This is a genomic window from Actinocrinis sp., from assembly GCF_035650855.1.
Taxonomy (GTDB): domain Bacteria; phylum Actinomycetota; class Actinomycetes; order Streptomycetales; family Catenulisporaceae; genus Actinocrinis.
Map to the genome: position 1 here is coordinate 1 of NZ_DASRGV010000378.1, position 13,309 is coordinate 13,309.

10 protein-coding genes are annotated in these 13,309 nt (G+C 70.4%); 3 read left to right on the forward strand and 7 right to left on the reverse strand.

What is annotated here, in order from left to right; all coding sequences use genetic code 11:
• Nucleotides 1-368: aldose epimerase family protein (locus tag VFB40_RS26490; protein ID WP_527249215.1), on the reverse strand; the 368-nt coding region annotated here is incomplete at its 3' end.
• A gap of 215 nt (nt 369-583) precedes the next feature.
• Here VFB40_RS26490 and VFB40_RS26495 point away from each other — a divergent pair.
• Nucleotides 584-1,609: a LacI family DNA-binding transcriptional regulator gene (locus tag VFB40_RS26495; protein WP_349261643.1), complete on the forward strand. Its 1,026-nt coding sequence runs from the start codon at nt 584-586 to the stop codon at nt 1,607-1,609.
• 102 nt (nt 1,610-1,711) lie between these two features.
• Here VFB40_RS26495 and VFB40_RS26500 read toward each other — a convergent pair whose 3' ends face one another.
• From VFB40_RS26500 to VFB40_RS26515, 4 genes are read right to left on the reverse strand one after another with little or no spacing between them, the layout of a single operon-like run.
• On the reverse strand, nt 1,712-2,737 hold the full coding sequence (locus VFB40_RS26500) for an ABC transporter permease (RefSeq protein WP_324855383.1): 1,026 nt from the start codon (nt 2,735-2,737) through the stop codon (nt 1,712-1,714).
• Nucleotides 2,734-3,699 carry an ABC transporter permease gene (locus tag VFB40_RS26505; protein WP_324855385.1) on the reverse strand — a complete coding sequence of 322 codons (966 nt, stop codon included), beginning with the start codon at nt 3,697-3,699 and terminating at the stop codon, nt 2,734-2,736. The genes VFB40_RS26500 and VFB40_RS26505 overlap by 4 nt, the downstream gene beginning before the upstream one ends.
• On the reverse strand, nt 3,696-5,360 hold the full coding sequence (locus VFB40_RS26510) for a sugar ABC transporter ATP-binding protein (protein WP_324855387.1): 1,665 nt from the start codon (nt 5,358-5,360) through the stop codon (nt 3,696-3,698). Before VFB40_RS26510 ends, VFB40_RS26505 begins: the two co-directional genes overlap by 4 nt.
• Before the next feature lie 5 nt (nt 5,361-5,365).
• Nucleotides 5,366-6,484, reverse strand: coding sequence for an ABC transporter substrate-binding protein (locus VFB40_RS26515; RefSeq protein WP_324855389.1), 1,119 nt, complete (start codon nt 6,482-6,484; stop codon nt 5,366-5,368).
• 672 nt (nt 6,485-7,156) lie between these two features.
• On the opposite strand from VFB40_RS26515, the gene VFB40_RS26520 reads away from it, so the two are divergent.
• The gene (locus tag VFB40_RS26520) at nt 7,157-10,051 is read left to right on the forward strand and encodes an RICIN domain-containing protein (RefSeq protein ID WP_349261642.1); all 2,895 of its coding nucleotides are present in this window, start codon (nt 7,157-7,159) and stop codon (nt 10,049-10,051) included.
• A gap of 41 nt (nt 10,052-10,092) precedes the next feature.
• Nucleotides 10,093-10,968 carry a DeoR family transcriptional regulator gene (locus tag VFB40_RS26525; RefSeq protein WP_324855392.1) on the forward strand — a complete coding sequence of 292 codons (876 nt, stop codon included), beginning with the start codon at nt 10,093-10,095 and terminating at the stop codon, nt 10,966-10,968.
• Here VFB40_RS26525 and VFB40_RS26530 read toward each other — a convergent pair.
• Entirely contained in the window at nt 10,905-12,113 is a 1,209-nt protein-coding gene (locus VFB40_RS26530) for a hypothetical protein (RefSeq protein ID WP_349261644.1), read from the reverse strand. The two genes, VFB40_RS26525 and VFB40_RS26530, sit on opposite strands and share 64 nt — an antisense overlap.
• 87 nt (nt 12,114-12,200) lie before the next feature.
• A complete protein-coding gene (locus tag VFB40_RS26535; protein ID WP_324855396.1) occupies nt 12,201-13,244 on the reverse strand; it encodes a LacI family DNA-binding transcriptional regulator in 1,044 nt (347 codons plus the stop codon).
• Between the last annotated feature and the right edge of the window lie 65 nt (nt 13,245-13,309).

Consider the following 13,309-nt stretch of genomic DNA (forward strand, 5'->3'; position numbering starts at 1 on the left):
GGGCCGCCGTGCAGCGCGTTCGGCCGGTCGCCGTCGTTGATCGGCAGACGGTATTCGCGTCCGTCGAGCACGAAGCGCCCGCCGGCGATACGGTTCGCGAACCGGCCTACGACGCAGCCGAAGTAGTAGCTGCTCTCCACGTAGTCGGCGAGCTTGTCGTACCCGAGCACGACGTTGGCCGCACCGCCGTCTTCGTCCGCCCCGCCGGGACCGGGCACGTTCAGTGCCTGGATCACGGCGCCGTAGGTCAGCACCGAGGCGGTCACACCGGTGGCGTCCGTGAATGTCCAGCGGTCGACCGAGCGGCCGTCCGGCAGCGTGCCGAACAGGTCGCGAACGGGGGCGGAGGTGGCGGGAGAGGAAGTCACGGACGGATTACTCCTGATCGGGTCGGCGGTTCTCGGCGGAATCCCGGCGCGGCGGGCGGGAAACCCGGTACTCTGCAGTTCAGTGATTCTAACGTTGTAATGGGCCGGCTGACGGCGTGCGCCGCGGCGGGTGTGTGACACTCCTCGCGGAGACCGATCGGATGGAGCGCAGGGCGGATGAGGGCATGGACGGACCGGTCGTGACCGGGGAGCGCATGACCACACGAGCCGGCGCGGCACGCCTGCGCGACGTCGCCCAGGCCGCCGGGGTCTCCGTGAAGACCGTCTCGAACGTGGTCAACGGCACCGCGCGGGTCGCCGACGAGACGCGGCAGCGGGTGCAGCAGGCCATCGACGCGCTCGGCTACCACCCGAACCTGATGGCCCGCCGGCTGCGCACCGGCCGCAGCGGCGTGCTGACGCTCGCCTTCCCCGAGATGCCGAACCCCTACTTCGCCGAGCTCGCGGTCGAGGTGATCGCCAGCGCGCGGCGGCACGGCTGCACGGTCCTGATGGACGACACCGCCGGCGACCCGGGCGCCGAGCTGCGCATCGCCTCCGGGCTCGGCGACCCGATGATCGACGGGGTGATCCTCAGCCCGCTCGGCCTCGACCAGAACGAGCTGGCCTCGCGCGACCGGCAGATCCCGCTGGTGCTGCTCGGCGAGGCCGACTACGGGCTGGTGTGCGACCACATCCACATCGACAACGTCTCGGCCGCGCGCGACGCGACGCAACACCTGATCGACCAGGGCCACCGGCGCATCGGCGCGATCGGCTGGCAGGACCCGGCCCCGCGCGCCACCGCGCAGCAGCGGCTGCTCGGCTACACCGAGGCGCTGCGCGGCGCGGGACTGCCGGTCGAGCAAGCCCTCTTCCCTCCTGTGCGCTCCTACTTCCGGCCGGACGGCGCAGCGGCCATGCGCAAGCTGCTCAAGCTGCCGGACCTGCCCGACGCGGTGTTCTGCTTCAACGACCTGATGGCGCTCGGCGCGATGCGGGCGATCCACGAGGCCGGGCTGCGGGTGCCGCAGGACATCGCGCTGGTCGGCTTCGACGACGTGGAGGAGGCGGAGTACTCGATCCCGTCGCTGACCACGATCGCCCCGGACAAGACCAAGATCGCCGAGGCGGCGGTCGGCACCTTGCTCTACCGGATCAACGAAGGTTACGGCGAGCCGTGCCGGCTGATCCAGCCGGGGTACCGGCTCGTGGTACGGGAGAGCAGTCGCCGCAGCTGACGGCGGCCGCCCGCCCGGATCACGGGTGCAAGTTGCGCCGCCTCGCGCGCCCTCGCGCGCGGCGAGCCCGCTTCGGCCGGTCACCCAGCCGCGCGGGCGCGCTCAGCCGAGCCGGCGCGCCCGGCTGAGCGCGGTCTGCAGTAGCACGACCACCGCGAGGAAGCCGCCGTTGACCGCGTCGGTGAACGCGGAGCCGTACTGCGAGAAGTAATGGTCGATCAGGTTGTGGATCACCGCGAGCAGCAGCACGCCGCACACCGTGCCGCCGATGGAGCCGAAACCGCCGCTCAGCAGCGTGCCGCCGATCACGACCGCGGCGATCGCGGTCAGCTCGTAGCCGACGCCGATCGTGGTGACGCCGGAACCGAGCCGCGATCCGCCCAGCGCCCCGGCGACGCCGGCCAGCGTGCCGGAGAGCAGGTAGACCAGCACCTTAGCCCGGTCCACCGGCAGGCCGAGCAGCCTGGCCGCGTTCTCGTTGCCGCCGATCGCGGTCAGCGAGGCGCCGAAGCCGGTGCGTTCCAGCAGCAGCCAGCCGACAACGAAGAGGGCTGCGACGATCAGCACCGGTGTCCACGTGCCCTGACCCAGGTCGCGAAACCACGAGCCCTGCGGCACCAGATAGGTGGTCGAACCCTCATTCGTGATCGCCTGCAGCAGCCCGCGCGCCCCGAGCAACCCGGCGAGGGTGACGATGAACGGCGCCATCCGGGCCCTGGCGACGAGGAGGCCTTGGACGGCGCCCCAGGCCGCGCACACCGTGACCGGTAGCAGGATGGCCAGCCAGGATCCGGTCTGCGCACCGCGCGCGGCGAGCACTCCGCCGAGCGCGTACAGCGAGCCGACCGACAGGTCGATGCCGCCGGTGGTGATCACGAAGGTCATCGCGAGCGCCAGCAGCCAGACGAAGGCGTTGTTCCCCAGGATGCTGCTGATGTTCGACCAGGTGGGAAAGGTCGGCGAGAGGCCGGAGGCGAGGGCGGCGACCAGCACCAGCACGGCGAGCGCGCCGCGCCGCTGCACCTGGTAGGAGATCCGTTCGCGCAGGGTCGGCGCCTGCTGCGGCTCGGCGGCCGGACCGGCCGCGGGCCCCGGCGGCAGCGTGCGATTCAGGGTGCTGCTGCTCATCGGGTTCCTCGCTCCCGGGAGGCGTAGACGGCGAAGCAGATGATGGCCGCCTCCACGATCTGGGTGTACGAGGTGTGCACGTTGTGCTGGGTCAGCACGGCGGTGATGAGCTGCATGAACAGCGCGCCGGCCACGGTACCGAGCACGCGCACCCGCCCGCCGGTCAGCGGGGTTCCGCCGACGACGACCGCGGTGATCGCGTTCAGCTCCATGTTCAAGCCCTGGTTCGCCGGGTCGGCCTCGGCGCCGTGCCCGACGATCAGCGCGCCGGCGAGCGCGGACAGGACGCCGGAGATCACGTACACGGTGATCAGCACCCTGCGGACCGGCAGCCCGGCCAACCGACTGGCGGGCCTGTTATCTCCGATCGCCACCAGCTGCCTGCCGAACGTGGTCAGCCGCATGACCAGGCCCGTGATCACGGCGGCGGCCAGCGCGATCCACGCCATCACCGGAACGCCGAGGGCGCTGTTCTCGCCGAGCCCCAGCAGGGTGCTGTCAACCACCGGCTTGGCCGCGTCGCCGTTCATCAGCTCGGCGAGGCCGCGCAGGCCGATCATCAGCGCGAGGGTGGCGACGATCGGCTGCACTCCCGCGAAGGCGACCATCGACCCGCCGAGGCTTCCGGACGCGGCGCCGAGCAGCAGCGCGATGCCGAGCGCCGGCCAGGCGCCATAGCCGATGTACAGCGGGACGACGGCCGCGGCGAGCGCGATCACCGCGCCGACCGACAGGTCGATGCCCTCCGTGCCGATGACCAGCGCCATGCCGAGCGCGACGAGGAGGGTGGGGCTGAGCTGGAAGAGCTGGACCCGCCAGTTGCTCGCGGACATGAAGCCGCTGTTGAGCGCGACCGCCACGATCAGCAGGACGACTAAGGCCCCGTACACTCCGTAGTCCTGCAGCCGGCGCAGCAGCCGGTCGCGGCCGACGGCGGTCGGAGACCAGGTGGTGGAACTCATCGCTTCTGCTCCTCATCGCGGGAGTCCGCGGCCGCAGCGGTCTCGGCGGCGATCGGTCCGCCCGTGCCCGCACCAGAGGCTGAATCAGCACCCTGATCGCCGCGTGCCGGATCGCCCGGCGCTGCCGCCAGCGCGTGCAGCAGCCGTTCCTCGGTGACCTCGTCGCCGTCCAGGTGGCCGACCACCGAGCCGTCCTTGAGCACCACGACCCGGTCCGAGCCCTCGATCAGCTCCTCGAGCTCGGAGGAGATCAGCAGCACGGCGAGCCCCTCGCGGGCCAGCTCGTCGATGAGCGCCTGCACCTCGGCCTTCGCGCCGACGTCGATGCCGCGGGTCGGCTCGTCGAGCAGCAGCACCTTCGGGTTCATACACAGCCAGCGGGCCAGCAGCACCTTCTGCTGGTTGCCGCCGGACAGGTCGCTGACCCGCTGGTGCGGGCCGGAAGCCTTGATCCGCAAGCGGTCCATGAACAGCTTGACCACGGCGTCCTGCTTCTCGGCGGACAGCACTCCGGCGCGCGCCATGCGCGGCAGCGCCGCCAGCACGATGTTCTCGCGCACCGACAGGCTCGGGATGATGCCCTCGGCCTTGCGGTCCTCGGCGAGCATGACCACGCCGGCCCGCATCGCGGCGGCCGGGTTGCGCCGGTGCAGCCGCTTGCCGTCCACCTGCACGCTGCCGCCGTCGGTGGGCAGCGCGCCGATGATGGCCTTCGCGGTCTCGCTGCGGCCCGCGCCGAGCAGTCCGCCGAGCCCGACGACCTCGCCCGCGTGCACGTCGAGGCTGACGCCGTGCAGCCGGTGGCGCATGTCCAGGTTCTCGGCGCGCAGGGCGGGACGGCTGTCGGCGCTGGCCGCGTGCGTCGCCGTGTTGAACGCGGTCGCTCCCCCCGCGCGCACCGTGGACAGTTCGCGGCCGAGCATCAGCGAGATCAGCTCGAGCCTGCCGAGGCCGGCGAGCTCGCCGGTGTGCACCACGCTGCCGTCGCGCATGACGGTCACCCGGTCGCAGATCTCGTACAGCTCGTCCAGCCGGTGACTGACGAAGACCACTGCGATGCCCTGCTCGCGCAGGGTCCTGATGACCGAGAAGAGCGTGCTCACCTCCCGGGTCTCCAGCGAGGAGGTCGGCTCGTCCATGATGACCACGCGCGCCTCGGTCTGCACGGCGCGCGCGATCGCGACCATCTGCTGCGCGCCGAGGCCGAGGGTGCGCAGCGGCCGGGCGACATCGACCCGCACGCCGTAGCGCTCCAGGGTCTCGGCGGCGCCGCGGTGCATGGCCCGCAGGTCGACCAGGCCGAGGCGGCGCGGTTCGCGGCCGAGGTAGAGGTTGCGGGCCACGGACATCAGCGGCACCAGGTTGACTTCTTGGTAGATCGTTGAGATGCCCGCGGCCTGCGCCTCCAGCGGGGTGCGGAACGAGCGCTCCCGCCCCGCGAGCCGCACGGTCCCGGCGTCGGGACGGTATACGCCGGTGATCACCTTGATCAGGGTCGACTTGCCCGCGCCGTTCTCGCCGACCAGCGCGTGCACCTCGCCCGCGCGCAGGGCGAGATCCACCCCGCGCAGGGCGTGGACCCCGGCGAAGCTCTTGGCCAGGTCATCGGCCTCGAGTACGGAGGGGTCCACGCCCGGTTCCGGTAGCTGTGTAGCCGACATGCCGCTCAGTACACCAAGCCGCCGCTGAGCGCCGACTGGGCGTTGGCGCTGGTGAAGTGGTTGTCCTTGATGATCACCTTCTGCTGCACGCCGGCGGAGCCGTAGAAGTTCTGCAGGGACTGGAAGGCCAGCGGGCCGAAGCGCGGGTTGGTCTCGATGTCGGCGAAGATCTTGCCGCCGGCCACGTCCTGCACGGCCTGCTGGATGCCGTCGATCGAGACGATCTTGACGTCCTTGCCCGGCGTCTTGCCGGCCGCGGTGATCGCCTGGATCGCGCCGAGCGCCATCTCGTCGTTCTCCGCGTACACGGCGTTGATCTCCGGATGGGCCTGGAGCAGCTGCTCCATCACCTTCTGGCCGTCGGTCTCGTCGAAGTTCGCGGTCTGCGACGCGACGACCGTCATGCTCGGGTGCTTAGCCTTGAGCTGGTCGGTGAAGCCGTTGGTGCGGTCCGTGGAGACGTTGTTGCCCGGGGTGCCGGAGAGGATCGCGACCTTCGCGCTGCTGCCCGTCGCCTGGGCCAGGTCGTCCGCGGCGATCTGGGCCTGCCCGTAGAAGTTCGAGCCGATGAAGGCGATGAAGTCGGAGCAGGCGGTGCCGGTGACGGTGCGGTCGATGGTGAGCACCGGGATCTTCTTCGCCTTGGCCGCGGCCAGCGCCGGGCCCAGTCCGGCGGAGTTCTCCGGGGCCACGATGAGGACCTGCGCGCCCTGCGCGATCATGTCCTGGATCTGCGAGTTCTGCGCGTTGACGTCCGCGTTGGCGTTGCGCTCGATCAGCTTGACGCCGAGCGACTTGGCCTGCTCCTCGATGCTCTTGGTCTCGGTGGCGCGGAACGGGTTGCTGGTGGACTCGGACTGGGAGAAGCCGACGACGGTCTTGCCGTCCGCGATGTTCAGCTGCGGCACGCCGCCGCCGTAAGTCTGATAGGTGCAGGCGGGGCCGGCGCTGGAGGTGGGGTTGGCCACCTGTTGCGCGGCCGCGGTGTTGTTGGCGGCCGCGGCGGTGCTCGAGCCGCCTGAGCTGCCGGAATTGGTGCACGCGGTCGCGGTCAGGCCCAGGGTCAGGGACAGCGCGGCCAACGCGGCGGCCGGGACGGCCTTGCCTCGCGCAAGGGCGGTCATACGCCGATCACATCCTCGTCGATGCAGGTGGTGGGCGTGGGAGAAAGTCCGTGGCGAGGCGGCGGCCGTCCGGCGGGCCACGGATTCAAGGTCGTTCTAACGATGTAACGCGCATCATTGAGGCATGGAGGTCTGGACCTGTCAACCGGTCCGCTGTTGCGGAACCGGCGCGACCGGGAAAACGAGACCGAAACGAGACACGCGGACCGCTGCGCGCCGTAGAAGCACGTCCGTTTTCGTCAGTACACGGAGGCAGTCTGGGCGCGGCCGCAAGGCGAGTCCGCGCCTCGGCTCCCGCCGGGACGCGTCAGCAGCGCAGCGCCCGGTGCTGCGGCGATGAGTTTCCATCACAGATTGGTCTGTACCGCAAGCGTTTCCGGAACGCAAGACCCCGCGCCTCCCGAGACGGCGTCGAAGCCGGTAATTCCGGCTGCTAGCTGCGACTATCCGAAACCAGAAAAGGTTCCTTACATCGGGCCCCGCTCAAAATGCGCGCCAAGTTTCCGTGATCGGGCGATGAGAGCCTTGACGCACCCTTCCGACGGTGCCTCAATAGGGCGTTACAACGATGTAGCGCTTCAGCCATCCACCCCAGTTCCAGCTTGTCCCGCGCCACGATCGCCCGGTCAAAGACGCAGCACCTTGACAAACGACCTCTCCCGGAGCTGTCCCGTGCCCATGTCACGCCGAGGGTTCGTCCGGAGCGCCGCGCTGTCGGCCGCCGCCTTGCCCACCGTAAGCAGGACCGGCACCGCTGGCGCGGCGGCACGTGACCTCACACCGCCGCCCGGCTCTCACCGCCGTGCCCTCCCCGCCACAGGCGGCCTCTACGCACCTAACGCAGCACCCTTACAACCGACCGCGTTCCAGCGCCTGCCGCCCGGCAGCGTGCGCCCGGCCGGGTGGCTCGGCGGCCAGCTTCAGCTCCAGCTCGCCGGGCTGTGCGGCCGCTACCAGGACATCTCGCATTTCCTCGACTACTCGGCCACCGGCTGGACCAACCCGGCCAACGCCGGATGGGAAGAAGTGCCGTACTGGCTGCGCGGCTACAGCGATCTGGCCTACGCCACCGGCGACCAGACCGCGCTGTCCGACACCGAACGCTGGATCAACGGCATCCTGGCGACTCAGCAGCCTGACGGCTTCTTCGGCCCGGGCGCGCTGCGCACCTCGCTGAACGGCGGCCCGGACTTCTGGCCGTACCTGCCGTTGATCAAGACCCTGCGCATGTTCCAGGAGTACAGCTCGGACGCTCGTATCATCCCGGCGCTGCGCTCGTTCTTCTCGTACATGGCCGCGCAACCCGGCTCCGTCTTCGCCTCCAGCTGGGTCTCCTACCGCCTAGCCGACGCGCTGGACAGCGTGTTCTGGCTCTACAACCGGACCGGCGACGCCTTCCTGCTCACCCTTACCGACACGATCCACTCCAACGGCCAGAACTGGGTGAACAACATCCCGACGCCGCACAACGTCAACATCGCGCAGGGCTTCTGCGAGCCCGCGTTCTACGCGCAGCGCAGCGGCCAGGCTTCGCTCACGCAGGCCTCGTACCAGAACTACGCGACGGTGATGGGGATTTACGGGCAGTTCCCCGGCGGCGGTTTCGCCGGGGACGAGAACTACCGCACCGGCTTCACCGATCCGCGTCAGGGCTTTGAGACCTGCGGCATCGTGGAGTTCATGGCCAGCCACGAGGCGCTGACCCGGATCACCGGCGACCCGGTCTGGGCGGACCGCTGCGAGGAACTGGCCTTCAACCTGCTGCCGGCCGCACTCGATCCGTGGGGTAAGGGCACGCACTATCTCACCAGCGCGAACAGCGTCGATTTGAACAACGGCAACACTACCGAGGGCCAGTTCAACGAGTACGCCGACGCCCGGCTTGCGTACATGCCGGGCGTCGATCAGTACCGCTGCTGCCCGCACAACTACGGCCAGGGCTGGCCCTATTTCACCGAGGAACTCTGGCTCGCCACCCCGGACAACGGCCTGTGCGCGGCGATGTACGCACCGTGTACGGTCGCTGCGAAGGTCGCCGGGGGCACCGCGGTGACGTTCACCGAGAGCACGGACTATCCGTTCGCTGAGACCATCACGCTCAAGCTGTCCGCGCCGCGCGCCCTCGCCTTCCCGCTCTACCTGCGCGTCCCCGGCTGGTGCGCCGCCCCCGCGCTCAAAGTGAACGGGCAGAGTGTCTCCGCTCCACCCGGACCGGCCTTCACGGTCGTCAACCGGCTGTGGCACGACGGCGACACGATCACGCTGCGGCTGCCGCAGCAGACCAGCGTGCGCACCTGGGGTGCGAACCACGCGAGCGTCAGCGTGTACCACGGTCCGCTGGCCTACTCGCTCCAGATCGGCGAGAACTACGTGCAGTTCGCCGGCACCGGCGAATTCCCGCAGTACGAGGTGCACGCCACCACGTCCTGGAACTACGGCCTCGCACTCGATGCGTCGAACCCTGCCTCATCGCTGAGCCTCGCCGACTCCGGCGTTCCCCTCGCCTCGAACCCGTTCACGCACGGCGGCAACCCGCTCACGATCTCGGCGCCCGCCCAGCAGATCCCGGCCTGGCAGGCCGACGATCAGGGCATCATCAGCACGCTGCAACAGAGCCCCGTGCTCGATGACGGCTCGACCGCGACCGTCACGCTGATCCCGATGGGCGCCGCCCGACTGCGCGTCACCGCCTTCCCCACGACCGCCGCCACCGGCAGCGCCTGGGCTTCGGCCGGCGCCTGGTTCCGGCTGCGCAATGCGAACAGCGGCAAGGTGATGGGCGTGGACGGCATGTCCACCGGCGACAGCGCCAACGTGGTCCAGTACGACGACAACGGCACCGCGGACCACCTCTGGACCTTGATCGACAACGGCGACGGCAACGTGCGCATCCGCAACAGGAACAGCGCCAAGGTGCTCGCCGTGCACAACATGTCGACGGACGACAGCGCGCAAGTCCAGCAGTTCTACGACAGCGGCTCCCTGGACCACGTCTGGGGCCTGATCGACAACGGCGACGGGCAGCTGCGGGTGCGAAACGCCAACAGCGGCAAAGTGCTCGGCGTCACCGGCATGTCGACCGCGAACAGCGCCGCCGTGGTCCAGTTCACCGACAACGGCACCCTCGATCACGTCTGGCAGCTGATCCCGAACGGCCAGGTGCGGGTGCAGAACAAGAACAGTGGCAGGGTCCTCGCGGTCTGCGGCATGTCCACCGCGGACGGGGCCCGGATCCAGCAGTTCGCCGACGACGGGACCGCCGACCACCTGTGGGTCTTCCTCCCCGACGCGGACGGCTACTTCCGGATCCAGAACGCCAACAGCGGCAAGGTCCTCGCGGTCTGCGGCATGTCCACCGCGGACAGCGCCCTGGTCACCCAGTGGGACGACAACGGCACCGCCGACCACCTGTGGCGGCTGCTGCCCGGCGGCGGCCCGTGGCTGCGCGTTCAGAACAAGAACAGCGGCAAGCTGCTCGGCGTCACCGGCATGTCCACCGCCGACAGCGCCGACGTGGTGCAGTTCTCTGACAACGGCACCGCGGACCATCTCTGGCAACTGATCTAGCCCGGCAGTCGCAACGAGCCCACGCGGAAAGAGAGGGAACGATGGGAGCGGCGCCCGCACTGACCAGGATGCGCCACGAACTCATCCGCGCCGAGCTGGCCCGTGCCGGCGGCGTGCGTATCAGAGACCTGGTGAACAGCCTCGGCGTCTCCCGCGCGACCGTGCGCCGCGACCTGCACGCGCTCGTCGACGCGGGCGAAGCGGTCAACGCCCGAGGCGGGGCGCTGCTGCCGGCCGACCGTACACACGGCGTCGCAGCGCTCGAACACGAGGCGATAACCCGGGCCGCGGCCGACGCGATCGCGGCGAGCGACGTCAAGCAGCTCGGCCTGTTCGGCGGTCCCCTGGTCCGCGACCTCGCCCGCCGCCTTGCTGGCCACACGCACCGCCGCGAGCTGCATGTCGTCACCAACTCGCTCGCTGTCGCCCGTATCCTCGCCGCGCCGACATCGCTCTTCGAGCCGCATGTACACCGGGACTCGCAACTGCGCCGCGCCCCACAGGTGACCCTGCTCAGCGGAACGCTCAGCCCGGCGGGCACGATGCTCGGCAGCCTCGCCACCGCCGCGCTCGCCGGCCTCCGGCTCGACGCGTCCTACTTCGACTGCGCCGGTTTCGACTCGCGCTCGGGCGCGACGGTCGACGATCTCTACGAAGCCGATCTGCGTCGCCACGCCGTCGAGGTCTCCGAGCGTGTGGTCCTGCTGGTCGAGCGCGCCAGCCTCGGCAACAGCGCACTCGGCGCCTTCGCCGCACCCGCGCAGCTGCACGCCATCATCGACGCCGACTCTCGGCGCGGCGGCTCGCCGGCCTCAGCCAAGGCGCGAAGGTCCTCGGTGCGGTCGCTCGCCGCTCAGTTCAGCGTCGAGCCGCTGACGGAGGGCTTTCCGGAGCCGAGGAAGAAGATCCCGGGGTAGCCGGCGGTGGAGAATCCCTTGCTGGGGTTGCCGGACAGCGTCGAGTCGCGGATCGAGAGCGTGCCGGTGCGGTCGTTGCTGACGTAGAACAGCGCGCCGCCGCCCTCGTTCGCGGTGTTGTGCTCGATGACCGAGCCCTGAATCGTGACCGTGTAGGTGTTGCCGTCGGTGTAGATCGCGCCGCCGCTGCCTCCGCCGGGGGTGCCGCTGCGGGCCGGGTTCGCGCCGTGGCCGATCGCGTCGTTGTAGGTCATGACGCAGTTGAGCACGCTCCACGAGACGCCGATGCTGCTGAGCGCGCCGCCGTTGGAGCACACGCCGCCCTGTCCCGGCGCTCCCCCGAAGGTGCTGTCGACGACGTACACCGGCATGCCCTGCCACTGCTCGAGGGCGCGCACGGCCGCGCCGCCGAGATCAGGGCCGGCGGAGTCGCAGCGGTTGCCGGTGAAGCGGGAGTGCACGATCTTGAGCCGGCCGCCCCGGTCGAAGATGGCCCCGCCTCCGCCGCCGTTGGTGACGTCCGCCGTCAGACCCGTCGCGTTGCCGTCGGTGAAGGTGAGGTTCTGCACGGTCAGCTGCGGATACTGCTGGTTCTGGCAGTGCGAGGTGGTCCAGCCCTGCGCTTGGTCGCAGGTGTTCAGGTAGAGGATCCGGCGCGCGCCGCCGCCGCTGAGCGTCACCTTGCCGCCGCCGTCCAGGACCACGCGCGCCGAGGCGTTGCGGATCTTCGCGGTCGCCGCCATCGTGATCACGACCGGGTCCGGTCCGCAGGAGAAGGTGATCACGCCTCCGGCCGCGACCGCCGCGACGACGGCGGCCGAGGTGCAGCTCGCCGGGGCGCCGTTGCCGACGACGTGGTCCGGGTGCGAGGTGTCGAGCGGCTGACCGTCCGCCGGGACTGCGGCGTGGCCGTCGGGGTTGCCGGCTGCGAGCGGTGAGCCGGGTGCGGCCGAGGCCGACGGTTTGGCGGATGACGGCGCGGCTGTCGGGCTCGCGCTCGCTGTGGGCGCGACGCCTGGTATGGCGAACGCGTTCGCCGACGCGGTCACGCCCGCGGGCGTCGCAGAGGGCGAAGATGTGCCGCAGGCCGCGGTCAACCCGCCGCTGACGAGAACGGCGAGCAGGAAACCGGCGCGACGCGAGATGGCCACCGCGCGATCCTATCCACGCCTGCCCGTGCGCGCGGGAGAATCCAGTGGCTTGTATCGGGCGGCTCGCGCGGCGACGGCCGGTCAGGCGGACTGCCGCACCACGAGCACCGGGTCGAATATCACCGAGGTGATCGCGTGCTCCGGCTGGTCGATCTGTTCCAGCAGGATGCGGGTCATCTCGCCGGCCATCTCCTCGACCGGCTGGCGGATCGTGGTGAGGGTCGGGCGGCAGAAGGTGGCCGCGCTGCTGTCGTCGAAGCCGACCACGGCGACGTCCTCGGGTACGCGGCGGCCGTGCTCGCGCAAGGCGATCAGCGCTCCCTGCGCCATCACGTCGTTGGCGGCGAAGACCCCGTCGAGGTCCGGTTGCTGGGCCAGCAGCCGGCTCATCGCCTGCTCGCCGCTCTCCAGCGTGAAGTTGCCTTCAACGCTCGGAACGTAGCCGTGGCCGCGTCGCGCCATCGCCTCCCGGAAGCCGTTGAGGCGGTCCTGCGCGGCGGCGACGTCGAGCGGCCCGCAGATCGTGGCGACGCGCGTGCAGCCGCGGGCGAGCAGGTGCTCGGCGGCCAAGGCGGCGCCGTCCCGGTGCGCGAGGTCGACGTAGCTGATCGGCAGCATCCGGGCGGGCCGGGCGAACAGCACCGCGGCCAGTCCGGCGTCCGCGAACTGCTCCGGCAGCGGATCGTTCGGGTGCGTGGAGACCAGCAGGGCGCCGTCGGCGTTGCCGCGCCGCAGGTAGGCGATGACGTGGTCGCGGTCTTCCGGCGTCTCGGCGAACATCAGGGTCGGGTGCACGCCGCGGGGCCGCAGGAACCGGGTCACCCCGTTGGCGATCCGGCCGAAGAAGGGGTCTGCGAAGACCTCGCCGTTGTAGGAGCCCTCGTCCGTGCTCTCGCCGATGCCGGAGAACACCAGCGCGATCGCCCCCGCCCGCCGGGAGGCGAGGGACCGCGCGGCGATGCTGGGCACGTATCCGGTCTCCGCGATCGCCTTGCGCACTGCCTCGCGCACGGTTGGCGCGAAGTTGCGGCTGCCGTTGATCACGCGGGAGACGGTCGAGCGCGAAAGCCCCGCCACCCGCGCCACGTCCTCCAAGGTGGCGGACGGCCGCAGCGGATCGCTCATAGCGGCCAGTTATAGCACGCTGCGTACTAAATTGGAGAGCGCTCTCTGCACGGGGGTGAGAGGCC

Coding starts and splice junctions, on each gene's coding strand:
- VFB40_RS26495 (WP_349261643.1), top strand. CDS start 584: ATGACCACACGAGCCGGCGCGGCACGCCTGCGCGACGTCGCCCAGGCC.
- VFB40_RS26500 (WP_324855383.1), bottom strand. CDS start 2,737: ATGAGCAGCAGCACCCTGAATCGCACGCTGCCGCCGGGGCCCGCGGCC.
- VFB40_RS26505 (WP_324855385.1), bottom strand. CDS start 3,699: ATGAGTTCCACCACCTGGTCTCCGACCGCCGTCGGCCGCGACCGGCTG.
- VFB40_RS26510 (WP_324855387.1), bottom strand. CDS start 5,360: ATGTCGGCTACACAGCTACCGGAACCGGGCGTGGACCCCTCCGTACTC.
- VFB40_RS26515 (WP_324855389.1), bottom strand. CDS start 6,484: ATGACCGCCCTTGCGCGAGGCAAGGCCGTCCCGGCCGCCGCGTTGGCC.
- VFB40_RS26525 (WP_324855392.1), top strand. CDS start 10,093: ATGGGAGCGGCGCCCGCACTGACCAGGATGCGCCACGAACTCATCCGC.
- VFB40_RS26535 (WP_324855396.1), bottom strand. CDS start 13,244: ATGAGCGATCCGCTGCGGCCGTCCGCCACCTTGGAGGACGTGGCGCGG.